The following is a 24,468-nucleotide window of genomic DNA, read 5'->3' as shown; positions in this document are numbered from 1 at the left end:
GGAAAACTCACCTGCACCGTACATTTGGACTCGCAGGCTCAAACCCATGTTAAATACCACGCGCCGAAATCCTGCGTGTTTTGCCATCAAGGTCGCTTCAGTATTATTCAATTTGAGCGCTCGCTTGACGGCAAACATGGAACTGACTCTCAGCAATCAACTTTAGATAAGTTTAGCAAACTATTTGCCACTTAAGTCTTGCTCTTCGATCTTTTTGTCTGCGTTCCGGCGCTGCCGCATCTGCTTTGCCCTGGCTTGCAAATCGCTGAACCCCTCATCAGGTTGGGTTTCGCCAGAACTAGCACTCGCGCCAGGATCGATCGCGCTTTCTGTTTTTGAGTCGCTTTCCGATCCAGTCGCGGCGGCCCGCTGCTTCTGCTGTTTGGCTTTTAGCTGCAACTGAGCTAAGAATTCGTCTGCCTCGCTTTGGGCCTGGGGAAGAGCCGCAGCACCGAGCGTTATTTCTTGGGGATCCGACGGAGTTTTTTCAGAGGTATCTTTTTTGCTACTTTTGAGTTCATCTTTTTTGAGCTGCAATTCTTTAAAGAAATCTGATTCTACAATGTCTGCAACTTGTTGTTCTTTTTGGGCTTGGTCTATTTCGATTTTGAATACTTGTTTTACGCGATCGGTAATTGCTTTCCCGTATGCCGATTTATTAAATCTGTCTGCTGATACAATGCTGCCACCAGTTAGAATTAATGCTAAGGCTGGCGCTGCTACAGGCACCCACCCTCCCAACAGAAAAATCCCAAAACCGATCGCGCCACACCCCGACAGTATTGCTGCGAATGTCAGCGCCAGCTTCCATGGGTGAGCCATCCGCGATGCCATGGTTCCTCCCACAATTGACCATCCTGCAATCCACAGGATTTCTGCCCATTCCGGCCAAAACCAAAACATCGGTCTCTTGTCTAAAACAGCACTCAAAATTTGGCTAATTACTTGTGCGTGTACCACGATCCCCGGCATGAATTGGTTTTTTTGCTGCTGCCCACTGTAAGGAGTATAAAATACATCTTTAACGGTTTCTGTGGTGTAACCGATCAGCACTATTTTATCTTTAACTAAATTCGGACTGACTTTCCCTTGTAAAACATCGGTAATTGTGACTTTGTTTGCGACTTGGCTCCTGGAGTGATAATTAATTAGTATTTGATATCCCCTCGCATCGACATTGCTATATCCTCCGTCATTGCTTTTTAATTTTTTAAATTTGGTTTTTCCCAGCCATAAAGATTGATCTGCTGCCAGTCTGGGAAAAATTTTATACTTTTGCAGGTAGCGGAGTGATAGCTGGAGGTTGAAGGAAGTTAAAACTTGAGAATTGTCATTGCAAAGATGTTTTTCTACCGAATTATCGCCCTTAATTATCGGTGGTTTCATAAATAATAAAGCCCTGCGGAGTATGCCGCCCGGATCGATTCCAAAATCTGCAAATCCCACCCGGTTTGCTGACATTCCCGGAGGAGGGGGAGAACCGGGAGTGTCGGGGCCTCCGTCGGTGACTAAACATACCCCGATAATTCGATCGCTTTTTTGTAAAACTTTAGTTAATTCCTCACGCCCCTCTCCTAAAGGTACATCTCGCAGTACATCTAAGCCGATGACTGTCGGCTGCATTTTTTCTAGTTTTTGTAATATTTCAGCTATTTTGCGATCGGATATCGGCCATTGCTTTAGTTTCTGAATATCTGCTTCGGTAATCCCCACAATTAGCAAGCGCGGGTCTGGCTTTTCGTCGGGACGCCATCTCAGCATTTGGTCGTAAGCGCTTAATTCTACTGGTTCCAGTATTCCTAGGTGTCTAGTCCCGACCAACGATAATGTTACTGCCGCGGTGGCAATTAATACAGAGCTAACAACTGTTAGTGATGGTTTATACAGTTGACTCAATTGAGCCGCTGCCGAACGAATTTTGTCAGATAGAAATTTGTTAGATATTTTAGTCATTGCCACAATATAAAATTTTGACTCGTTTCACCGAACAGCAGTTATGTTGCTTGTCGGCACCTACACGAGACTTCCTCCATCTTAGAACACCCGGAAACTCCGACCGATTTGTAACAAAACTTTACATTTCGCTACCAGCGAAATGTATATGGAATAACAGTCGCGACCTCGACCGCTGGATTTACCGTCCCCAGAATCCAGTTGCAGCTCCAATTAATTAATGTTATTGATTTGTCAAGGTTCAAATTCTGTATCTGCGGTGTGAGACTAGCTTCTCAAAAATATTGGTCGCCAGCAGGGAGAAAAAATTTATGTACCAAAAAACATTTAAAGTTGATGAATCCGGGATTGTTGAAATTAGCATTCTCGCTACGGGGGACAGCAACAAATCACTAGAAGTTGGCAAGCGTTACGTGCGATCGTTTTCGATGATTTGCGAACCAGACGCTCGATCGGCAGATGGCAGATACAGTTGTTAAAGGGTTCGTACAGCGCATCGCACCCCAGCCAACTCTCAATAGCGATTTGGCAAATCCCGACCCGATGACGTGGCTCGAAGTTTATGCTAAAAATGAGATTTGGTACGAAACTCTCGCTACTTGAACCCAAATGCGGCGACAGACACCGAGATATGCGAGACCCAGAGCCAAGTAGACCTAATTGTTTCAGTCCCAAGGACTGGAATCAGTGGTAGGTCAATCGCTGGTTGAGTCTCTTTAAAAATCGCTATTTATTGAACTTTTTTCCTTCTTTTGATGGCGATGCGAACAATCAAAACTTGACCGGATCGCGCCCGGGCTGAGAACTCCAGACTAACAGTAGAGACGCGATCTATAATATATCTATAAGGTTGGTGAAAAAATGAAACGTTTTCTACATTTTACTGCACTCGCGATCGCTGTATGTGCGATCGCACTTAGTGTCCCCAGTTTCCTGCCACCGATGCAGGCAGTGCCTGCACCAATGCTGCTGAGTCAGAATGTTAAATTTAAACCTCCCGATGTAGACGCCCCCGACAACAGGCAATCGGCGACGCATCGAGGGAATGCTTGTCCGCAGGATTTATCTATTGTTCCTTTAATACCTAAAAGCAATGATGGTTTAACCATAGCAGAATCGCCAACATTCTTGGCCTATGTTTCTCACCCTTCGACTCAAGTGGAGTTTACATTGCAAGCTGACGATGGAAAAGGAATCGATGCTTATAAAACGACTTTCAAAGTTGACAAACCGGGGATAATAGAAGTCAGTATTCCCAACAAAGGGGAGGGCAAAAAAACTCTGGAGGTTAACCAGCGGTATCAGTGGTCGTTTTCCGTGGCTTGCAATGACGATCCGTCGGGAAATTATTTTGTTAAAGGGTTTGTGAAGCGCATTGAACCCGAGGAAACTCTCAAGAAAAATTTGGCAAATCCTGACCCTATGGCTAGGGCTATCGCTTATGCTGAAAATAATATTTGGTACGATACAATTGGTACTCTAGCCCAAATGCGGCGAGGATCACCCAATGATGCGAGTCTGAGGGCCGAGTGGAAGCAATTGTTGCAGTCCCAAAAACTCGAATCAGTTGCCGATCAACCGCTAGGTCAGTCTTTTTAAGCCTCCCTATTTCTCAAGGCTTTCTTTTGTCCTTCTTCTGAGGCTGTGAAGATTGACAAATTAAACCGATCGCCCGCTGCGATTCTTACTCCTAGTCTGGAGTAAAAATCCGAACCCTGATTTTATTCTATCTGGTGAAAAAAATGAAACGTTTTCTACATTTTACTGCACTGGCGATCGCTGTATTGGCGATCGCAATTACTCTCCCCAGCTTGTTTTCACCGATGCAGGCTGTCCCTGCACCAACTCCCCTGGGTCAGAATGTTAATTTCACACCCCCAGAGGTCACAGCCCCCGAGAACCGCCAAGGGGGAGCGCATCGAGGCTGTCAGTTGCAGGATGGTTTATCGATTACTCCCTTAATACCTGAAAGCAATATTGGCTTAACCCTAACAGAGTCGCCAACATTTTTTGTCTATGTTTCTCAACCGGCGGCTCAAGTAGAGTTTGTTTTGCTAAACGAAGATGAATCCGAAGTAGTCTACGAATCTAGTTTAAAAGTTGACAAAGCTGGAATTGTGGGAGTTAGCCTTTCTGACAAAGGTAAGACAAAAAATATTGAGGTTGGTAAGCGATATGTCTGGTCGTTTGCACTGGCTTGCGATCCTCAGGAACGATCGGGAGATTATATTATTAAAGGATGGATGCAGCGAGTTGAACCGCAAGGAACTCTCAAGAGCGCTTTGGCAAATCCCGACCCGAGGGCGAAGCTGATCGCTTATGCTAAAAATGGCATTTGGTACGAGACTCTGGCGACTTTAGCCCAAATGCGTAGTGTCGCACCCGATGATGCGCGGCTGAAGACTGAGTGGACGCAATTGTTGAAGTCCCAAAAACTCGAAGCAGTCGCCGATAAACCCCTAGTTCAGTCTTTTTAAGCCTCCCTATTTCTCAAGGCTTAATTTGTCCTTCTTATGAGAATCTGAAGATTGACAAATTAAGCCGATCGCCCGCTGCGATTCAAACTCCCAGGGATGAGTAAAAATGCCAGGCCCAACATTCCTGTTATGCCGTTAAAAAATGAAACGTTTTCTAAATGGGGTTGCACTGGCGATCGCCGCATTTGCGATCGCACTTACTCTCCCCAGTTTAGTGCCACCGATGCAGGCTGTCCCTGCACCAATTCTGCTGAGTCAGAATATTAATTTTAGACCTCCAGATTTAATAACCCCCGACAACCGACGAGGAACACCTGCGTTCCTCTCCCCCTGTCCGGTGGATTTATCTATTATTCCTTTAATGCCTCCAACTAATATCGGCTTAACCCTCACAGAGTCGCCGACATTCTTTGCCTATGTCTCTCTCAATTCGACTCAAGTCGAGTTTATTTTGCAAACTGACGATGAAAAACTAACCGAGGTTTACAAAACTACTTTCAAAGTTGACAAGCCCGGGATAGTTGAGGTCAATATTCCTAAAAAAACCGATCGCCAAACATTTATTGAGGTTAAGAAGCGATATCAGTGGTGGTTTTTGGTGGCTTGCGATCCTGACGATCGCTCTTCGGACTATTATGTTAAAGGGTTCGTGCAGCGCATTGCACCGCAGGAAACTCTCAAGGGCGATCGCCTATGCTAAAAATGGGATTTGGTACGATACTATTTCTACCCTAGCCCAAATGCGGCGACAAGCTCCTGACGATCCGATGCTGAAAGCAGAGTGGACGCAATTGTTGAACTCCCAAAAACTAGAATCGATTGCCTATAAACCGCTAGTTCAGTCTTTTTAATCGAGACTATTTAGCCAAATCTAAAATCTAAAATCTAAACTCGCTTGATGACTAATAACTCTCCAACAATTCTCGCCCTTGATTTTGACGGTGTAATTTGTGACGGACTAATCGAATATTTCCAAACCGCTTGGCGTACCTACTGCCAAATCTGGCAATCAGTCGAAATAGTCCCCGATGCAGATTTAGCTTTGAGTTTTTACCGAGTGAGGCCAGCCATCGAAACCGGTTGGGAAATGCCCCTGCTGATTCGCGCACTGCTGACAGGAATTACCGAAGAGCAAATTTTGCTAGACTGGCCAAACATTGTCCCGCAGTTATTGACCGAAAATAATTTAAAACCCCAGTCTGTCGGCGCAATGTTAGACGGACTACGCGATAATTGGATTGCTGAGGATTTAGCTGGGTGGCTGTCTTTGCACCGCTTTTATCCCGGAATAGCCGATCGCCTGCACTCGTTACAGGATAGTTCGGTCAAAGTCGCGATCGTCACCACCAAGGAAGGCCGTTTTGTGCGGGAACTCTTGCAGCTAGCGGGCGTACAAATGCCGTCGGAGTTAATTTTTGGCAAGGAATACAACAAGCCGAAACACCAAATATTGCGGGAATTTTTGGCAGCTTCTGGCAAAGATACGACTATTTGGTTTGTGGAAGATCGGTTAAAAACTTTGGTCTCGGTGAAGCAGCAGCCGGATTTATCTCAGGTGAGGTTGTTTTTGGCTGACTGGGGTTACAATACTTTGGCAGAACGGGAATCTGTGGCTCAAAATCCACCTGTTCAATTGCTTTCTCTGTCGCAGTTTGCCGGAGATTTTGTCGATTGGCTGCCTGACGAATGTTGATCTTAGACTTGTTGGGAGGGAGATTTTTTTTCGCTTAGCAGAGTCAAAAAAAATCCCCAAATTTTACACTTTTTTTGTTGACTTTTGCGGCGCTGGTATGGTATTTTTATATAATGGGATGGTTGCAAAAATAATATTTTTAAACATATTCCCATTATGATATAAATATAACAGGAATTCCCCAAAAAATCAAGCATACCGACAAAAAAAATCGATTTTTTTTTGTCGGTGACTGTAATAAAATAGGTTCGTAGTGAGGACTTTAGTCCTTATTTTCGCATTCCGAACGATCGCACCAATCTGAGACTTAAAACCAATGCTAGATTTAACTAAAGCAGCCAAAGCAATGCAGGGAATGAGCCAGCATTTGAATGTGGAGGCTTTGGCGGCTCGCCAGCGTTTGCAAGTGGCTCAGAATTTGCTGGAACAGGCGGCAGTGGGACAAGAAAAATTGGTAGAATTGCAAGAGAGTTGGAGCGATCGCACTTTATTCAATGCAGCCACGCCGATCGAGCCATTGTCCGATCGCACCTACATCACCGCACCGCCCGCCGCCCACACAGTCTTCGCCACAGACGGATCGCAAATTTCACCCAGCCATCACGAAATCGCCTACTGCTACCTGATCAACGTCGGTACAGTCATGCTGCACTACGGCCAAAGCCGCCACCCAGTATTAGACAGCGTGCCCGAAGTTTTCTACAAACCAGAAGACTTGTATGCTTCGCGCCAGTGGGGAATTAGAACCGAAGAGTGGATGGGATACCGGCGCGCCGTTTCCGAAGCCATCGCCCTCGCGGAAATGGGCTGCAATTGGGCAAAATTTAACGACAATCAACTACCCGCGCCAACTTTGGCAATGGTAGATGGTTCCCTGATTTATTGGTTTTTGGAACAGTTACCTAGCGAAGCGCGCGATCGAATTTTGCAACCAATTTTAGAAGCTTGGGACAAATTGCGCGTAGCAAAAATTCCCCTATTAGGATACTTGAGCGCTTCTCGCAGCACCGAAAGCTTATCTTTTTTGCGGTTTCAAGCTTGCACCCACGAAGTACCAGACTGCATGACAAACTGCCCCAACGTCGGATTTTCTGCCACCAGTGCTTTCGATGAAAAAGCACCTTGTCAAGAATTTGAACCCCTACGAGATTCCGTCTTGTGGGCCACAATCCTGCTACCCGGACAAAGAAGCCCGTTGTGGAAATCCCACGCTCGAATTTTAGATTTATACGGTCTCAATCCCATCTATTTTTGTTATGTTCATGTTGGCACAGAAATTGCTAGAATAGAAGTTCCGGAATGGGTAGCACAAGATAAGACAGAGCTAGATTTAGCCTTAGGAATGATGCTAGCTCAAGTACACAAAGGCGGCGGCTATCCCGTGACGCTAGCAGAAGCCCACAACCAAGCAGTAGTCACCGGAGGCGATCGAAGTAGCTTTTTTGCTTTGTTAGAGCAGCAAATGATTAAAGCAGGTTTAAAAAATGTCGGTATTTCTAATAAGGAAACCCGGAAGCGCGGTAGTATTGCTTGAATTAAAAATAAGAGTTAAAAATGTTATATGCCAATAGAGTTAATTATCTTAATTGCTTCCTTACTTGTTTCTTGGCTGGTATTTAATTGGGCTTTTAAAGTATTGAAAGCCAGCGTTGGTACAGCGATTGCTCTAGCAGCAATTGTGCTGGCGATGCAGTTATTGTTTGGTATCGGGCCAAATCAACTTTTTCAACACATCACTCACCTGCCACAAACCCTTGGGAAAATAATTTTTGGCAGGTAATCCGATTTTAGATTTCAGATTTTAGATTTCAGATTTGTTCTCTCATCTAAAATCTAAAACCGCAAATCTGCCGACTTTAGGAAAAATATTCCTTTCTCCTTACTTCCTTCTGTCAACTGTCAACTGTCAACTGTCAACTGTCAACTGTCAACTGTCAACCGTCAACCGTCAACTGTCTAACTTCCCAGCATTTGCAGCTTGTACAAACTAGCATACAAACCTTCTTGTTGCAACAACTCTTCGTGGCTGCCAGACTCTACTAACTGCCCGCGTTTGAGCACCAAAATGCGATCGACATTTCGGATAGTCGAGAGCCTGTGAGCAATGATTATAGCCGTTCTGTCCGCCATCAAACGCTCCAGAGCCTCTTGAATCAAAGCTTCCGTTCCCACATCCAAACTAGCAGTCGCCTCGTCGAGCACTAAAATACTGGGGTTGCGAATGGCGGCGCGAGCAAACGCTAACAACTGCTTTTGTCCCCCCGAAAGATTCGTTCCCCTTTCCCGCAATTGCGTGTCATAACCTTGAGGTAATTCTTCAATTAAACGAGCAACATTCGTCTTTTCTGCTGCTGCTCGAATCTCCTCCATCGAGTAACTTTCGCCAAGGCTAATATTGCTCTTCACATCGCCAGCAAATAGAAAGCCATCTTGAATAATAACACCTACGTGTCTCCGCAATTCTGCTTGAGGTAAATCGCGAATATCTATACCATCGATCAGAATCCGTCCTCGGGTGGGCTCGTAAAGGCGGCACAAGAGACGGATGATCGAACTTTTGCCTGCACCAGTAGGGCCAACTAATGCTACTTTTTCGCCGGATTTGATGGTAAAATTGAGGTCTTGCAGAACATATTCGTTTTCTTTGTAAGGAAACCACACATTGTCAAATTGGATTTCTCCGGATGCAGCTTGCTTTGATTGGGCATGAGCAACTAGGGATTTTTGATTGTTAGCTGATAGGCGATATTCAGAAGTTACAGGAGTTTGATTACTTTCTACCAATTCTGGCTCATTTGAAGATAAATTATAAGCAAGTGCCTCTGGATGACCGGCCATCAGCAACGGCGAATAATATTCCCTTCTTCCTGCTTCCCTCTTCCCTCTTCCTTCTTCCTTCTTCCCTCTTCCTTCTTCCTTCTTCCATTTTCCTTCTTCCTTCGCCCCGCTAATTGGATCTTTAATTTCGATCGGTTCGTTGAGAATATCGCTAATCCGTTCGACTGCGGTAAATCCTGCTTGAATAGCCGTAAATTTCTCGGCAAATTGCCGCAGCGGATCGAAGAGACGCTGAGCAAATAAAATGAATGCAGACAGAGTACCAAAGTTAATTGTACCTTGCAGAAGGCTTTGACCGCCCATCCACAAAACGGCTGCAATCGCCACTAAAGCAATCCATTCTAATGTTGCAGATACGGCTGAGTCGTAAAAGATAGTTTTATCAACTGCTTTAATGTAGCATTTATTGGTAACGTTAAACAATTCTGAGTTGAATCTTTCCCGGCGGAATAGCTGCACTACGCCAATACCCGTCAGGTTTTCTTGCAGTTGGGCGTTGAGATCGGAAAGTTCTTCTCTGGTGGTGTAATTTGCTATGCGAAATTGGTTCTGGAAATAAATGATTATGGCGGCAATTGGGATCATCATTAATACCAACATTAAAGCTAGTTGCCATTGCATGGTAAACATGAAAATGGCAATTACTAATATTGAAAATAAATCGCTGACAATCCCGATCGCCCCTGAGGAAAAAACCTCTCCCAAAGCTTCCACGTCACTGGTGAGGCGCGTCATCAATCTGCCTACTGGAGTGCGATCGAAAAATCGCACCGCTAGCGAGGTGACGTGTACAAACAAATCATTTCTAATATCAGTAGTAATAATTTGCCCTACTTTTGTGACTAAATATCCTTGAACTGATTGCAGTCCCAATCTAAATGTTATAGTTAGCATCAGCAAGACTGCCAAAACATTTAATGCAGTAGATAAAGGCAATCCCTGTAAAAATTGATAGGTAGGTTCTGCTCGAATTACCGAAATTGCCTGTCCGATCAGAATCGGTTGAATTGCTCCTGAGACTGCTAGCGGTACTAATAGTGCGATCGAAATAATCAGCAAGCGTTTGCTGCGGGTTGCGTAAGATGCCAACCTCAGGAATAACCGCCAGTCTGTATCGCGGCGGGGTTGGTTTTCGGTGTCTGCTACTGGTGAGGAAATGGTCATTCGATTTTAGATTTTAGATTTTAGATTTTAGATTGCAGAAGCGAGCCTGCTGGTAAATTAGGGGGCTTTTGCTCAGGATAGTGAGCTTTTTTGCTCCGCAGCTTGTAGCGCGGGTGGGCGCTGGAAGTTCGATCGGTCTTTAAGCAGAAAACCTGTAGAATATATCCAAGCAATAATTGTAGCAAATACAGTCAGTTAAATCATGGAATCTTCTACAGCTACAGTAAATTCTTTGTCCCGACAGATAGAAACACCTAGATTGTATCTGAGACAATTTACTCCAGACGATTTAGATGAGCTGTACCGCATCTACAGCGATGCGGAAGTGATGAAGTATCTGAGCGAAGGCGTCAGAAATAAAGAAGAAACAGCAGCAGATTTATTTCAGATAATCGGAGATTGGGAAAAACATGGTTTCGGTTTGTGGGCTGTTGTCAACAAACAAAATAACCAATTGATCGGGGACGGGGGGCTGAGATTTTTAGGCAAAACACCTGAAGTAGAAGTCGGTTACGTGTTAGCAAAAGCATACTGGGGGAAAGGTTTAGCATCGGAAGTTGCAGCGGCGACGCTCAAGTATGGATTTGAAGTATTGAAACTAGACAAAGTTGTTGCAGTTGCAGATACCGAAAACAGATCCTCGCGGCGGGTAATGGAAAAAGTGGGGATGAAATACCAGCATAATTTTGACGATTGCGGTCGCGATCGAGTATATTATGCGATCGCAAGACTCTAATATTTTACCTCAAACGAAACCCAACTAAAATATTTTTAGCCAGACAAAATTTGAAATATTAAAGTTGGAGAGAATAGTTGCGATCGCCCGCCCCCAAAATATCGCCTCCCAGCGGGTGATGCAGAAAGTTGGTTTCAAATATGAAAACAACGCTCGTTATTATGAAACTGATGTAGTATGTTATTCAATATCGCGATCGCAATATTCTCAGGAGTAAAAATCTATGCGTAAACTTTTGTTGCAAATAGTGGTGCTAAGTCCAGTAATTTTAACTTTTTGCTGGATGAATCCTAAAAGTGCGATCGCCCTGGAAGTCGATCGCCAAACCAACGCACCAACTCCCACAAATGTCTCTCAATCGGCTGACATTGCACCGAGTAGCTGGGCTTTTCAGGCACTACTATCCTTAGCAAAACGCTACAGTTGTCCGATTGTCGCCCCAGTTGGTACTACTCTGGGCGATCGACCTTTAAAACGCTCTGAGTTTGCGGTAAGTTTAAATAGTTGTTTGGTAAACGTCGATCGGGCGATCGCAGCAGGTACGCCAAAAGTCGGCCCAGAAGATTTAGCCATAGTCCAACGTTTACAGACTGAATTCGCCCCTGAATTAGCGACGCTGCGGGGTAGAGTTGACGCATTAGAAGCTCGTAGTGGTGAATTGGAACAAAATCGAAATCCCCCCCTTTCAGAACCCAATTCTGTACCTTTACCAGCGCCTTCTCCCCAAACAGCCCCTCAGCGAGTGAGACTTAACCTTGACAGTCGCACTTCTGGGAATCTTATAGGACAAGATACATTAAGAACTAGAAATTTTGGCGGCATTAATCAGCCAGTAACTCCACTACCATCACCTACAACCACAGCCTTGCCCGCCCAAACCCAACAATTCGATCGCGAAGGATACAACCGCATTTATGACAACTCCTATCAGCGGGCTAGCAACAACCCGCTTTCCACATTTGGCATCGATGTCGATACAGCATCCTACAGCAATGTCCGACGCTTTATCAACAGCGGCGTGATGCCGCCCAAAGATGCAGTGCGCCTCGAAGAACTAATTAATTACTTTACCTACGACTATCCGCAGCCAAAGGGCGATCGACCTTTTTCAATTAATACAGAAGTCGCCAATGCTCCCTGGAATCCCCAACACAAATTAGTCCACATTGGCTTGCAAGGAAAAAGCATTTCCACCAAAAATTTACCGCCGAACAATCTCGTATTTCTGATCGATGTTTCCGGTTCCATGAATTCGCCCGACAAATTGCCGTTAGTCAAAGCATCTTTGAAATATCTCGTCAGCGAATTGCGAGCCAAAGATAGCGTCACTATTGTAGTCTATGCCGGAGCCGCCGGGTTAGTCTTGCCTCCAACACCGGGCAACCAAAAAGAAAAGATATTAGATAGCATTGACAAGCTAGAAGCAGGTGGTTCTACCGCAGGCGGAGCAGGTATTCAACTAGCCTACAAAGTTGCTAAAGACAACTTTATTAAACAAGGAAACAACCGCGTTATTCTGGCAACGGACGGCGATTTTAATGTTGGCGTTTCCAGCGATGGCGAACTCGTGCGGATGATTGAAGAAAAACGAGAACAAGGAGTCTTTCTGAGCGTCTTGGGATTTGGTACTGGCAATTTGCAAGATGCAAAAATGGAACAGCTAGCCGATAAAGGTAATGGCAATTATGCTTATATCGACAGTTTGTTGGAAGCCAAAAAAGTGCTAGTCACTCAAATGGGAGGCACGCTATTTACCATCGCCAAAGATGTGAAAATTCAAGTAGAGTTCAATCCAGCTAAAGTTCAAGCTTACCGTTTAGTTGGTTACGAAAATAGAGTTTTGCAAAATCAAGACTTTAACGATGACAAAAAAGATGCAGGTGAATTAGGTGCGGGACATTCGGTAACAGCAATTTACGAAATTATTCCGGTTGGTGTCGCCAGCGATGTCAAATTGCCGGAGGTCGATCCATTAAAATATCAACCGAATCCAGCCACTGCTTCTACCTCTCAAACTGATGAATTGATGCAGGTAAAGTTGCGTTACAAAAACCCCAATGAGACAGTGAGTCAGTTAATTACGCAGAGTCAGGCGAAAGGTGAAGACAAGGAAGGCTATCGGGCAGAGTTCATTCGTTTAGTTGAAAACTGCAAAACGCTAGTAGCAAAGATAGGAGTAAAGTAGTTTTGTAGGGTGTGAGTTACCTTGCTTTTACCCATCTATTTGTTACAAGCCTCGGGTGCATCTCACTTTATGCAAATATATTCGTAGGGGCGAAGCATTTCGGCAATAAATCTCTGGTTATGACTAACAAATTGTTTGCCGAAATGCTTCGCCCTTGCACTCATAGAGATGAACCCCCAGGATATGCCTTCAATTTTCCTGCTAGAATAGTGATTGTCCATCATGCAACAAATAGAAACGGCCAGATTGTATCTGAGGCAATTTACGCCAGATGACTTAGACGATCTGTACCGTATTTACAGTGATGCGGAAACAATGAAATACTTGACAGGAGTTAGAACTAGAGAAGCAACAGAAAGCGCCATTCATGCTATGCTCCAACGTTGGGAAGAACACAACTTCGGAATGTGGGCTTTAGTACATAAAATAGATTGTAAAATGATTGGCCGCTGCGGACTTGCTTTTCTGGACAAAACACCGGAAGTGGAACTTGGTTATGCGTTTGATAAAGTTTATTGGAATCAAGGATTGGTGACGGAAGCATCTTTTGCTAGTCTAAACTATGGATTTAACATATTAAAGTTGGAGAGAATAGTTGCGATCGCCCGCCCGGAAAATATCGCCTCCCAGCGGGTGATACAGAAAGTTGGCATGAAATATGAAAAAAATGCTCGTTATTACGAATTTGATGTATTGTATTATTCTATTTTTCGAGAAACTTACAAGTCCGCAGTATCTTCGTAGGAAGAATCTGATTTTTGTAAAAAGCATTTTTCTTTGAGTGCTGTCCTGCTCGCGTATTGTACAATACGCGATCGGGGACAGCACTATAAATACCAAACTGAGATGTTCCCTAAATTACTCGCATCACAATCACAAATTAGCATTATTGTCTGCGGACAACTACGAAGTCCGTTGCAATTGCTTGTTAACCTTAATAATCTTCTTGTCAAAATACTCTTTTCTGTGTCCCAATCTTTTAGCCACTTCCAACCCCTTCTGATAAGCTTCCAAAGCTTTCTTGTAATCCTTCATTTCCTGATAAACTTGACCGAGATTGTCGTAAGCACTCATCAATCCGTACCAATTGTAAGCCCGTTCTTCCAACAACAACTGCATTTGATAGATTCGCACAGTCGGTTCTAGCTGTTTTTGCGATCGATAAAGCAGTGCTAATTTATCCAAAGCTTCGCTAGCTTGGGCGTACTGTTGAATGGGAACGGCTAAATTGTAGGCTTCCTGATAGTATTGAGCTGCTAAGTTGATTTGACCTATAGTTTGGTAATCGGTGCCGATCGCAATTTTGAGCGGTGGTATCGCAGCCGGGTTTTGCAGGTTGACATACACAGATGCTAGTTTTTCCCGGGCTGCGATCGCCTTTAGGGGCTGTTTCGACTGTTGGTAAACGTAGGCTAACTGTCTCAGAGTATCCACCTCAGTCGGAGGAGTTACAGGCTGTGGTGGCGCGCCATTTCCCGCCGTTACAGCAGAATTTGGTACAGCAGCATTAGCAGCAAATACAGCGCGGTTTTCCTGAATTAAAGTTGCCAATTCCTCATACACGGGAGCCGCTTTATCGTAACTCAGCCAATTGATGTGAACAAGTGCGATCGCCTTTAAAGTCTGACCCTGAGCCAATATATCTTGATTTTGGCGCGCATTTTCGAGGATTTGTTGGTAAACTTCTACGATCGGGCCTTTAGCGCGCACCTGCCCAAAAGCCGCAGCTAAAGCCGGGAGCAACTCAGTATTTACCGGCACTTGCGATTTAACTTGTTTGTGAATTGCTTGCAGCCGTTTAGTAATAAGCTGAAGTTCCAGGTTTTTATTGCTACTCCAAGCCACACTTCCCACCCGACTCAAAGCAGCAATTTCCGCCGCCGGGCCAAGATATCGGCGCAGTCGCAATTCTCGAAACCAAATATCAAAAGCACCAGCCCCATCTCCAGCTTGCAGTTTAGCCGCTGCTTCTAAGCTTAGCTTTTCCAAAGCTGCACTCAGATCCTCCCGCTGAGTGCTACTCAAAGATTCAGTAGCGGGTTTTAGGGGATCGGGTGTGGTAAGTTCTAGAGGATTAGGAGAAAATTGATCGAGGGGTGGTGGATTAGTTTGGGCGCTAGCAATTGAACCAGCACACAGCCACAACCAAAGCAAGCACCCAATTGGCAAAGAATTTCTCATTCTTAAAATTTGGTTGCCACCATTCGGCAGCCCTGCACGAAACATCAAGTTTTGCATACTTACAAAACGGTATAAATTATGTCACAAAGATGGCACACAAGCCAACTGTTCAACAATAGCAACAAAATAAAACTTACCGCACTGAGCAATTATTGGAATTTACAGGCTTTGGGCGATCCTCTTCGTTGGCGTAGCCCCCGTAGGGGCGGGCTTCGCCAACGCATTTTGCGCCTATTCAGTTTAGCTCTAATTTTCCTAACTGTATGCACAGCTTGCGCGGCCCCTCCCGCCGTTGCTAGAGATCGCTCTTTTCCTGAAATATCCCTAGGCTTTTTGGGCGAGTACCAATTGCCAAAAATCAACTTTGAAGGATCGCCAGTCGGCGGTTTATCAGGCATCACCTACGACGCCAAAGGTATTAGTGGTGTTACTTCCAAGGCTTATCGTTTTTACGCCCTTTCCGACGACAAAAGCGAAAACGGAGAAGCCAGATTTTACAGTCTCCGACTCGATCTTAAATCCAGCGATCCAGCCAATATTAGCCTCGAAAAAGTTTCTGTTGAAGGCGTTACATCCCTCAAAAAAGCAGACGGTGAAACCTTCCTTTGGGGTTCCATCAATCCCGAAGGTATCGCCCTGTCTCCACGGAATTCAGTATTTGTCGCCAGCGAAGCCAGCCCTCCTTTTGTCGGAGAATTTGACCTCACTACCGGGAAATTGCGAGGAAATTTGCCAATTCCCAAGCGTTACATCCCCGATACCAACGATGAACAACAACAGCAAGGAGTCCAGAAAAGTTTAGGTTTTGAATCCTTGAGTATCGACCCAGAAACCTTTAGTCCGGGCGGTTTAGATCCGTTTAGGTTGTTTGCAGCGACAGCAGCGCCGTTAATTCAAGATTTAGACCCAGAACAGGCAAGCAAACTCCGTCTTTTACATTATATCATCGTCGATAAAACTCCGCAATTAGTCTCGGAAAATCTTTACCAGCTAGACGAAGTTCCGATGACTGTTTTGAACGGATTAACAGAATTGGTAACGATTGGTGGAGGTCAATTTTTGAGTTTAGAGCGTTCCTTTGGGATATCGGGATACGGTGCTAAAATTTATCAAGTAGCTGTTGGGGCGGCGACAGATACTTCTAGAATAGAAAGTTTTAAGGGGCCACTGGGAATGGTTGAACCTGTGAGGAAAAAGTTACTATTAGACTTGAATGAACTCGGAATTCCGCTGTACAATTTAGAGGGAATGACTCTCGGCCCGCGTTTGCCAGATGGTAGCCAAAGTGTGGTTTTGGTGAGCGATGATAATTTTGAGGAAGCTCAGAAAACTCAGTTTATTTTGTTGAGTTTAAAAGGTAAAATTTAGGATGATGATGGGGAGCATCTCAGTTTTGCATTTAATAGTGCGAGCGTCCCCGCTCGCGAGTCCTGCAATACTCGCGAGCGGGGACGCTCGCACTACAATAAAAAATATTTTTTGCAACAATGAGATGCTCCCTGATGATGTTTGGTATCAGCAACCTATTGGCTCGGAGTCATTGGTTTGCTAGCAAGTTTTTTGGTGAGCATTTTAGTCCTAGTTTATGGATGCGGACTAAAGTCCTCACTACAAACCTTTTGCGTATTCATGAAATTAGTCAAAAAATGGGTTTTTCAACTTATTCTATATGCCTGCACGCCACAGTTTAAAATTACCAGATATCGAACTTTCTTATCTAGAATGGAACTCACAAACAGGGACAGAAAAAGTTCCGCGTTTGCTGCTGTTGCACGGTTTAGCAGATAGTGGGTGTGTCTGGACGAGCTTGGGCAATTACTTGTCGAACCACTATCATGTTGTAGCGCCAGATATGCGCGGCCACGGAGAGAGTGACAAACCGGAAACCGGCTATACTTTTGCAAGGGCGATCGCAGATTTGGAAGCTTTGATGGCACACCTCAACTGGCAAAATGCCCATATTGTCGGACATTCTTGGACGGGAAAACTAACATTAATTTGGGCGCGGCAGAATGGCGATCGCATTTCGAGTATGATTTTAGTAGACCCAATCTTCATCAGCAAACTGCCCGCTGTGATGAAACTCAGTCTACCAATAGTTTACCGCAAATTAGACTGTCTCAAATGTATGGGCCCGTTTGCAACTTTGGCCCAAGCCGAAGCAGCCGCCAAACAATCGGGAGAATACGCAGGTTGGAGTGAAGTGCAACAAATGATCTTCCAAAACCAAATCGAACAAAAATTAGATGGAAGTTGGGGAAGTAAATTTGTGATTCCCGCCAGAGATCAGATATTTACCGAAGTGATGGAAGTTGCCGGTTTAACGGAAAATATTGATATTCCTACTTTGTTTGTACAGCCGGAAACAGGCGTAAATCGCATGGATTGGCAAATGCAGCCCTACAAAACATACTTGCAAAATCTGACAATTGTCAAAGTACCGGGGAATCACTGGTGTTTTTTGACTCAACCGGATAGTTTCAATCAAACCGTGGCAGATTTTTTAGAGGGCGCAACACTGTGAATTTAGAAATTATTGCACATCGGGGATTTTCGGCGATCGCCCCTGAGAACACTTTAGCAGCATTTTCCAGGGCGATCGCCCGCAAAGCCGATTCGATCGAGTTTGACATCCAGCTATCGGCTGACGGTGTGCCCGTGGTTTTCCACGACGCCACGCTGGATAGAATCACCGGAGTTTCTGGTAAAGTCAGGGAAACAAACCTGTCAGACTTGCAGAAACTCAATGCTGGTAAATGGTTCAGCGATGAATTTTCACGGGAAAAAATCCCCACCTTCAAAGAAGCCTTAGCTATCCTCAAGAATGTTGACAAATTTCTCTATTTTGATGTCAAGCCTCACTGCGAATGGTCGGATACAGAAGTTGCGGAGTTTGTCAATACTTTGCACCGTGCAGGAATTCAAGAAAAATGCGTTATTACCTCGTTTAGCGAGAAATTTCTCGGACAAGTGCGGCGGCTAAATGGCGATTTGGCGATCGGACACATCGTTGCTAATCTAGAAGCATATAAAACTCAATTGTCTCAAGCTGTCGCCCATCGCGATAACTTGATTACCAGCCTGTATCGTGTTTTATTGGAAAACCCCGCACTAATTCCAGAAACCCGCAATCAAGGAGTTGACATTGTAGCGTGGACGGTGGACGATCGCGCACATATGCAAAAGTTAATTGATTTGGGTGTAACTCGGATTGTCACTAATTGTTTGATATAATTTGTATCACTTGATATCTTGCACCACGATCGAGAACGGGCAAGATGCCCGTTCCACAAAACTCATTGCCTGTTCCACAAAACTCAATTAATAGATGAATTATTTTCGCCAAAGTATCCACGAAATGTCCGGTTACGTGCCGGGTGAACAGCCACCGCTAGGCACAAAAATTATTAAACTAAATTCTAATGAAAATCCCTATCCGCCTTCTCCCAAAGCCTTAAAAGTGCTTCAGGAAATAGACCCAGAAATGCTGCGGCGCTATCCAGATCCAACTGGTAAAACTTTCCGCATCGCCGCTAGTAAAGCCTTGGGGGTTCCTGACGATTGGATTTTGGTAGGTAACGGCAGCGATGATTTATTAAACTTGATAGTTCGTGCTGTGGGCGAAGCTGGCAAACCCGTTGTTTGTCCCTCACCTACCTATGTATTGTACCGCACGCTGGCAGAAATTCAGGATGCAGAATTTGTCGAAGTTCCCTATCCCGATGACTACAAGTTACCCGTCGATTTGCTAATAGCAGCTAAAGGTTCTGTGACATTTGTAGCTTCGCCAAATAGTCCCTCGGGAACAGCGATATCTGTGGCAGATTTGGAGAAACTTGCTCAAGAATTATCTGGCATTCTGGTCATCGATGAAGCTTATGTAGATTTTGCCGAAAACAATGCTTTGGAGTTGACAAAAAACTACAGTAATGTTATAGTTTTGAGAACGCTTTCCAAAGGTTATTCGCTAGCAGGATTGAGATTGGGTTTTGCGATCGCAAATCCGGCACTGTTGGCTGAATTAAATAAAATCAAAGACAGCTACAATGTTGATGCTATAGCCTATGCGGTGGCGGCGAGTGCGATCGCAGATTCAGACCACAAAACAGCCAACGCCGACAAAATCAAGGCTTCCAGAGCAAAACTAGCCGTTAGTTTCCAGGACTTAGGCTTTGAAGTTTGGCGATCGCAAACCAACTTTTTGTTAGTCAGGCCGCCCAACGGCGATGCAGAAAGGATTTATCAAACACTCAAAGAACGGGGAATATTGATTCGATACTTCAATCAGCCGCGATTGGACGATAAATTGCGAATTAGTATAGGTACAGAAGAACAGAATCAAATATTACTTAAAACCTTGAAAGAAATCCTCTAGATAACCAGGTTCGTAGTGAGGACTTCAGTCCGCATCAGGTTCGTAGTGAGGACTTCAGTCCGCATCTATCGGAGGACTCGCATTCCTCACTACCAACCGTTTGATTATGGATAATTATTAGGATTGTCGATCGCCAATCCGGCAGACTGAGCAATATTCAGCAGTCTGTTGTCAGCCGAAACAAAAACCAGTTGAGTTTCCGACACCGAAATGAGAGTAGATTGAAACCGCAAAGCTGATGCTAACTGCACAGAATCATAAGCCCGCAGCGGATGCTGAATCACCAATTCGGTGGCTGTTTCTATCAAAGTTGGATTTATATCTATGACTCGGTATTCATTTTCAAAATCCTCCCTAACTTTTTGCACAATTAAATCAAAGCGCTCCGCAGACAAACTTCCATCCCGCAGACGGCGTGCAAAGGCGCTGTGTACCTCCACCCAAGTAATCTGGCTAATAACTAAATCGCTGTTGGTAGCAGGATCAGTAATCGATAAAATCCAGTCACTGCCTATTTCAGGCACATATCGTTTGACTAAAGCGCTAGTATCGAGAAAATAAGCATTTACCACGGGCCACGATCCTCGATAATGATTTCTGACAGAGGCTTACCTGGTAGCGGTTCCATTTTTTTCATCAATTCGCGCCACTGCTGCTCGCGTTTGATTAATTCGCCTCGATCGAGCTTATTCTGTTTTTTGGGAAAACGCACCAATCCTCGTACATCCATCAACTTAATCGCCTTTTCGCGATCGTCCTTCAATTCTTCCAGCGAAACATCAGCTACAATGTTAATTTGTACAGTTGCCCCATCTTGGAAAGACACGGAACTCAAGGGTCGAAAAACTCCGTTTTCGTAGACAGCAGTAATAGTTTCTGGCATAATTAGCCTCTTAATTAAATGCTTAGACTTATTGTACTTCTTTTATAGCTTGAAGTAGGGTGCGTCAGCTACGATTATTTTTGCTACAAACCCACAATCTCAAAACTGACACACCCGATCGCCAATGGTGCGTCAGAATCATACTTTCGGTGGTGATTTATCATCTCAAAACTGACGCACCCTACCACTAAAATCATCTTATACCAGTTTTTTATGAGGCTGCATAGAATTCCGATCCCCCCTAGCCCCCCTGGTTGTAGGGTGGGACAGGAAGCGCTCAAAGTCCCCCTTCTTAAGGGGGATTTAGGGGGATCGAGATATATGCAACTTCACATTAAATTGGTATTACTTCGTTGCCACCACAGCCAAATTCCAAGCCAACCGCTTCATCAAAGGCAACTTCTTCAAAAACCCATCCAACCCTTCCAAACGAGAATATTCCGGCTTCAATCTCTCTTGTTCGATAATAATCTTCTTCCAATAACGCTCATCATTCGGATGCACTTTTTCAATCAAATAAAAGCGTAAAAAAATCCACAACGATGTCAACCAAAACGTATCGTAAGCCGTCTCCGAAAACAAAGACTTGACAAGTTTGACAATATTAATGTCCAAAGGAGTTTCATCCTCAGTCCGCACCTCGGTCGCCATTCTGCGGTAAACATTAATCACTGGATTGTGCTTCATCGGGTCCCAAAAACAAGCTTTGCCGCCCGGTTTCAGGACGCGGTACATTTCGCGAATCGCTTTTTCTGGTTCCGGCAAATGGTGCAGCAAATTAGAAGCGTAAACAATATCAAAACTATTGTCAGGGAAATCCAGCGCCATGGCATTCACCGTACAACCTTCGATTGTTACGCCATTTATCTCTGCCAATTTCATGGCCACTTCCACCATGCCCTCAGAATAATCAGCCGCCACACAATGTGCACCTTTCTTCGCAAAATAAATGCTATTTTCTCCGGCGCCACAGCCTAAATCCAAGAGGCGTTTACCCGTGACATCGCCCATGTGCTGGACGATGAATCTATTTTCTGGGGCGGTGCAAGCTTCAAAGTAATCGTTGACACGGATGCCGTCAACATCGATTGTGGATGCCCAAGCATCGTGGAATTGTCGCTCTTTTTTTAAAGTTTCGTCTTGCATTTTTTTAATGTTTGTTGTTGGTAAAAAAAATGAAACCGCAGATGAACGCGGATTAACGCAGATTTATTGAGATTTATCTGCTTCGATGGGCGTTCGCCTGCGGTGTATTTTAGCAAGGATGGCTGAGAATCAATTTATCAGCGCTGTGCTTCTGCGACAACTTGATTTGCGATCGCAGTTGGCTGTTCGGAGGATTTTTCAGGATTAGGCTGCAATGACACGTACAGCCGATTTAAGGCGCTGATGTATGCTTCGGCGGAGGCGACGATGATGTCAGTATTGGCTGAGTGTCCAGAAAATACTTTCCCTTCGTGGCGCAAGCGAATTGTTACTTCGCCGATCGCATCTATGCCCGCTGTTACCGATTGTACAGAAAACTCGATCAACTCGTTTGGTACGTTTACCACGCGGTTAATCGCCCTGTAAATCGCATCTACAGGGCCGGTGCCGATCGCAGCATCGGTCAATTCTTCGCCCGCCGGATTCCGCACAGTAACCGTGGCTGTCGGCCGCGATTTGTCCCCGCAGGAAACCTGTACCAATTCTAACCGGAAAAGTTCGGGAGCTTGGTGGACTTCGTTATTGGCGATCGCCTCCAAATCCCAATCGGTAATCTCTTTTTTCTTGTCGGCTAAATCTTTAAACTTGACAAAAGCCTTATTTAGCTCATCATCTGCCATTTCAAAACCCAACTCTTTCAACCGAGTTTGAAATGCGTGGCGGCCGGATAATTTGCCCAAGATAATTTGATTTTCCGTTAAGCCGATCGACTCAGCGTCCATAATCTCGTATGTCAGCTTATTTTTCAGCACCCCGTCTTGGTGAATTCCCGACTCGTGAGCGAAAGCATTTGCTCCCACAATCGCCTTATTTGGCTGCACCAACATCCCAGTCAAATTGGAAACCAAGCGCGAAGTTTTGTAGATTTGGCGCGAGTCAATATTTGTCAGGGGTTCGTCAGAATCCGCAGGTCTTCCCAAGAACGGATTAAAATATTGACGCCGCACGTAAAGCGCCATTACCAACTCTTCCAGCGCCGCATTTCCCGCCCGTTCCCCAATCCCGTTAATCGTGCATTCCAACTGTCTGGCGCCATTTTTTACAGCTTCCAAAAAGTTAGCAACCGCCAATCCTAAGTCATTGTGACCGTGAACCGAGATGATTGCCCGATCGATATTCGGCACATTTTCCTTAATTCCCCGAATCAAATCCCCATACTCGCTGGGAGTTGTGTAGCCCACAGTATCGGGAATATTCACAGTAGTCGCCCCGGCCTCGATCGCCCTTTCTAGAACCTGATACAAAAATTCGCGATCGGAACGACAAGCATCCTCCGGCGAAAACTCCACATCATCCACAAAAGACTTAGCATAATCCACCATTTCCGGCACAATTTCCAGAACCTCAGCCCGCGTCTTTTTCAGCTTATATTCCAAGTGAATATCAGACGTAGCCAGAAACGTATGAATTCGCGAATTTACCGCTGGTTTAATCGCCTCGGCTGCTGTTTTAATATCCGGCTTGCGCGCCCTTGCCAAACCGCAAATTGTCGGCCCATCTTCCGTCCCAACAGTCCGAGCTATTTTTTGGACAGCCTCAAAATCTCCCGTGCTAGTGAAAGGGAAACCTGCTTCAATCACATCCACGCCCAATCGCGCTAACTGACGGGCAATAGTTAGCTTTTCGTCCCCATTCAAAGATGCCCCCGGAGATTGTTCTCCGTCCCGCAAAGTCGTATCAAAAATAATAATCCGGTCTTGACTTGGTTGAGTTTTCATAGCTCTAAAAAAGTGTTGTCCTGATTTTTACTTGTCCCCTATTCTGGGCAATTAGTGCCAGTCACCAGTCTGGTGTTTCGCGCCCATAACGAATAATTAATAATCAATAACCCATAACGCCTGACTAATGACTGATGACCAATAACTAATGATTAATGAAATCGGACTGGTTCGGGTGTCAACTGTCAACTGTCAACTGTCAACTGTCAACTGTCAACTGACTAATAATCCATTTTCTCAATATGTTCCCTAATTTCATTTAGGTCTATATACCTATCAGTAGCATTTCGCAATTCTCTAGCAATCATTCCTTCGGTAGATACCACAGTAATGTGAGTATTTTTCGATCGCAATAGCTCGATCGCCCTCTCAAAATCTCCATCCCCGCTAAATAGCACAACTTGGTCGTACTGATCCACCGTATTAAACATATCAACCACAATTTCTATGTCTAAATTAGCCTTTTGAGAATATCGGCCCGAAGCATCATCGTAATATTCCTTAAGAATCTTAGTGCGAACCGTGTAACCCAGACTGATCAAAGCATCTCGAAATCCCCTTTGATCTTGGGGGTCTTTCAAACCCGTATACCAGAAAGCATTGATCAAGATGACATTTGGCTGCGAAGTTTTGAAATATTCGAGCACCCTGCGTGGATCAAAAAACCAGCCGTTCTTTTGTTGAGCGTAGAACATATTGTTCCCGTCCACAAAAATAGAAAGGCGGTTCATTAAGTTTGTCATAGAACTTAGACCTAATAATTGTAGAAAGAAGTTAATCTAAATATCACATTTTAGCAATATGGAGCTAACTGAGGCAATAGATTAAACTTCAGAAAACTCCATCCCCCCAGTATTTCATATTTTTGCCTCTACCGCCAGAGGGCTCTTTTAGGGGTGCTTGGATTCGATCGACCAACCTTCAAAAACCCGACTCTCAGTAACTCGGTAGAGGCTGTGGTTTGAACCTCCCCAGGGCTAAAGCGACGGGGATTCGGGCCCACCCAAAAGGGCGACAGTGGGACATTCAAATATCCCTCTAGACCCTCAAGCTTGTGGC

The 24,468-nt window shown here is 44.8% G+C and carries 26 protein-coding genes and 1 pseudogene; 17 read left to right on the top strand and 10 right to left on the bottom strand.

The features are described 5' to 3' along the window. Both JGK20_RS27905 and JGK20_RS27900 read right to left on the bottom strand, forming a co-directional pair. On the bottom strand, positions 1-138 hold a 138-nt coding region (locus JGK20_RS27905; RefSeq protein WP_293232879.1), incomplete at its 3' end, for a helix-turn-helix domain-containing protein. A 42-nt stretch (positions 139-180) separates the two neighbouring features. Further along, entirely contained in the window at positions 181-1,953 is a 1,773-nt protein-coding gene (locus tag JGK20_RS27900) for a CHASE2 domain-containing protein (RefSeq protein ID WP_293232877.1), read from the bottom strand. 311 nt (positions 1,954-2,264) lie between these two features. Between JGK20_RS27900 and JGK20_RS27895 the strand changes: the two genes are divergently transcribed. From JGK20_RS27895 to JGK20_RS27860, 8 genes and pseudogenes are all read left to right on the top strand, one after another. Continuing rightward, the gene (locus tag JGK20_RS27895; RefSeq protein ID WP_293147650.1) at positions 2,265-2,432 is read left to right on the top strand and encodes a DUF928 domain-containing protein; all 168 of its coding nucleotides are present in this window, start codon (positions 2,265-2,267) and stop codon (positions 2,430-2,432) included. Further along, the gene (locus JGK20_RS27890; protein WP_293147648.1) at positions 2,413-2,556 is read left to right on the top strand and encodes a DUF928 domain-containing protein; all 144 of its coding nucleotides are present in this window, start codon (positions 2,413-2,415) and stop codon (positions 2,554-2,556) included. The genes JGK20_RS27895 and JGK20_RS27890 overlap by 20 nt, the downstream gene beginning before the upstream one ends. Positions 2,557-2,814: 258 nt before the next feature. Continuing rightward, entirely contained in the window at positions 2,815-3,552 is a 738-nt protein-coding gene (locus tag JGK20_RS27885; protein ID WP_293192845.1) for a DUF928 domain-containing protein, read from the top strand. Between the two features lie 143 nt (positions 3,553-3,695). Then, a complete protein-coding gene (locus JGK20_RS27880) occupies positions 3,696-4,430 on the top strand; it encodes a DUF928 domain-containing protein (protein ID WP_293212727.1) in 735 nt (244 codons plus the stop codon). Positions 4,431-4,572: 142 nt separating this feature from the next. Next, positions 4,573-5,281: pseudogene (locus JGK20_RS27875) on the top strand (DUF928 domain-containing protein). A 47-nt stretch (positions 5,282-5,328) separates the two neighbouring features. Then, the gene (locus tag JGK20_RS27870) at positions 5,329-6,123 is read left to right on the top strand and encodes an HAD family hydrolase (RefSeq protein ID WP_293212729.1); all 795 of its coding nucleotides are present in this window, start codon (positions 5,329-5,331) and stop codon (positions 6,121-6,123) included. 316 nt (positions 6,124-6,439) lie between these two features. After that, a complete protein-coding gene (locus JGK20_RS27865; RefSeq protein ID WP_293180158.1) occupies positions 6,440-7,657 on the top strand; it encodes a DNA double-strand break repair nuclease NurA in 1,218 nt (405 codons plus the stop codon). Positions 7,658-7,684: 27 nt separating this feature from the next. Further along, positions 7,685-7,903 (top strand): hypothetical protein, encoded by a 219-nt coding sequence (locus JGK20_RS27860; RefSeq protein WP_293180155.1) that lies wholly within the window; start codon positions 7,685-7,687, stop codon positions 7,901-7,903. A gap of 176 nt (positions 7,904-8,079) precedes the next feature. On the opposite strand, the gene JGK20_RS27855 is transcribed toward JGK20_RS27860, so the two are convergent. Next, complete coding sequence (locus tag JGK20_RS27855) at positions 8,080-10,125, bottom strand: ABC transporter ATP-binding protein (protein WP_293232875.1); 2,046 nt, start codon at positions 10,123-10,125, stop codon at positions 8,080-8,082. Between the two features lie 202 nt (positions 10,126-10,327). Here JGK20_RS27855 and JGK20_RS27850 point away from each other — a divergent pair, with 202 nt between their 5' ends. From JGK20_RS27850 to JGK20_RS27835, 4 genes are all read left to right on the top strand, one after another. Next, positions 10,328-10,861 carry a GNAT family N-acetyltransferase gene (locus tag JGK20_RS27850; protein ID WP_293232873.1) on the top strand — a complete coding sequence of 178 codons (534 nt, stop codon included), beginning with the start codon at positions 10,328-10,330 and terminating at the stop codon, positions 10,859-10,861. Between the two features lie 31 nt (positions 10,862-10,892). Beyond that, positions 10,893-11,078 carry a GNAT family protein gene (locus JGK20_RS27845; RefSeq protein WP_363319739.1) on the top strand — a complete coding sequence of 62 codons (186 nt, stop codon included), beginning with the start codon at positions 10,893-10,895 and terminating at the stop codon, positions 11,076-11,078. A 6-nt stretch (positions 11,079-11,084) separates the two neighbouring features. Further along, positions 11,085-13,046 (top strand): VWA domain-containing protein, encoded by a 1,962-nt coding sequence (locus JGK20_RS27840; protein ID WP_293232871.1) that lies wholly within the window; start codon positions 11,085-11,087, stop codon positions 13,044-13,046. Between the two features lie 222 nt (positions 13,047-13,268). Next, complete coding sequence (locus JGK20_RS27835; protein ID WP_293232869.1) at positions 13,269-13,790, top strand: GNAT family N-acetyltransferase; 522 nt, start codon at positions 13,269-13,271, stop codon at positions 13,788-13,790. A gap of 159 nt (positions 13,791-13,949) precedes the next feature. Here the strand turns inward: JGK20_RS27835 and JGK20_RS27830 are convergent, their stop codons facing one another. Further along, positions 13,950-15,284 carry a tetratricopeptide repeat protein gene (locus tag JGK20_RS27830; protein ID WP_293203454.1) on the bottom strand — a complete coding sequence of 445 codons (1,335 nt, stop codon included), beginning with the start codon at positions 15,282-15,284 and terminating at the stop codon, positions 13,950-13,952. Between the two features lie 21 nt (positions 15,285-15,305). On the opposite strand from JGK20_RS27830, the gene JGK20_RS27825 reads away from it, so the two are divergent. The 4 genes from JGK20_RS27825 to hisC all read left to right on the top strand — a co-directional run bounded on the left by JGK20_RS27825 (position 15,306) and on the right by hisC (position 19,602). Next, complete coding sequence (locus JGK20_RS27825) at positions 15,306-16,595, top strand: esterase-like activity of phytase family protein (RefSeq protein WP_293203452.1); 1,290 nt, start codon at positions 15,306-15,308, stop codon at positions 16,593-16,595. A 301-nt stretch (positions 16,596-16,896) separates the two neighbouring features. Further along, positions 16,897-17,751: an alpha/beta hydrolase gene (locus tag JGK20_RS27820; protein ID WP_293232867.1), complete on the top strand. Its 855-nt coding sequence runs from the start codon at positions 16,897-16,899 to the stop codon at positions 17,749-17,751. Continuing rightward, positions 17,748-18,461, top strand: a complete 714-nt coding sequence (locus JGK20_RS27815; protein ID WP_293180131.1) for a glycerophosphodiester phosphodiesterase family protein — start codon at positions 17,748-17,750, stop codon at positions 18,459-18,461. The genes JGK20_RS27820 and JGK20_RS27815 overlap by 4 nt, the downstream gene beginning before the upstream one ends. Before the next feature lie 94 nt (positions 18,462-18,555). Next, positions 18,556-19,602, top strand: a complete 1,047-nt coding sequence (hisC, locus tag JGK20_RS27810) for a histidinol-phosphate transaminase (protein ID WP_293232865.1) — start codon at positions 18,556-18,558, stop codon at positions 19,600-19,602. A gap of 104 nt (positions 19,603-19,706) precedes the next feature. Here hisC and JGK20_RS27805 read toward each other — a convergent pair whose 3' ends face one another. After that, entirely contained in the window at positions 19,707-20,174 is a 468-nt protein-coding gene (locus tag JGK20_RS27805) for a type II toxin-antitoxin system VapC family toxin (RefSeq protein WP_293203445.1), read from the bottom strand. After that, on the bottom strand, positions 20,168-20,485 hold the full coding sequence (locus JGK20_RS27800) for an antitoxin family protein (protein ID WP_293203443.1): 318 nt from the start codon (positions 20,483-20,485) through the stop codon (positions 20,168-20,170). Before JGK20_RS27800 ends, JGK20_RS27805 begins: the two co-directional genes overlap by 7 nt. A 59-nt stretch (positions 20,486-20,544) precedes the next feature. Between JGK20_RS27800 and JGK20_RS27795 the strand changes: the two genes are divergently transcribed. Beyond that, entirely contained in the window at positions 20,545-20,676 is a 132-nt protein-coding gene (locus tag JGK20_RS27795) for a hypothetical protein (RefSeq protein WP_293203441.1), read from the top strand. A gap of 154 nt (positions 20,677-20,830) precedes the next feature. Here JGK20_RS27795 and JGK20_RS27790 read toward each other — a convergent pair whose 3' ends face one another. The 4 genes from JGK20_RS27790 to JGK20_RS27775 all read right to left on the bottom strand — a co-directional run. Then, positions 20,831-21,631, bottom strand: coding sequence for a class I SAM-dependent methyltransferase (locus JGK20_RS27790; RefSeq protein ID WP_293180119.1), 801 nt, complete (start codon positions 21,629-21,631; stop codon positions 20,831-20,833). A 137-nt stretch (positions 21,632-21,768) separates the two neighbouring features. Further along, on the bottom strand, positions 21,769-23,409 hold the full coding sequence (locus tag JGK20_RS27785) for a 2-isopropylmalate synthase (RefSeq protein ID WP_293180116.1): 1,641 nt from the start codon (positions 23,407-23,409) through the stop codon (positions 21,769-21,771). Positions 23,410-23,630: 221 nt separating this feature from the next. After that, a complete protein-coding gene (locus tag JGK20_RS27780) occupies positions 23,631-24,152 on the bottom strand; it encodes an NYN domain-containing protein (protein ID WP_006633075.1) in 522 nt (173 codons plus the stop codon). Positions 24,153-24,280: 128 nt separating this feature from the next. Beyond that, positions 24,281-24,468: hypothetical protein (locus JGK20_RS27775; RefSeq protein ID WP_293180113.1), on the bottom strand; the 188-nt coding region annotated here is incomplete at its 5' end.

This window comes from Microcoleus sp. PH2017_05_CCC_O_A (assembly GCF_020738785.1).
In the GTDB taxonomy this organism is placed as follows: domain Bacteria; phylum Cyanobacteriota; class Cyanobacteriia; order Cyanobacteriales; family Microcoleaceae; genus Microcoleus.
The sequence above is the reverse complement of the archived record's forward strand: the minus strand, read 5'-3'. Positions and strand labels throughout refer to the sequence as shown.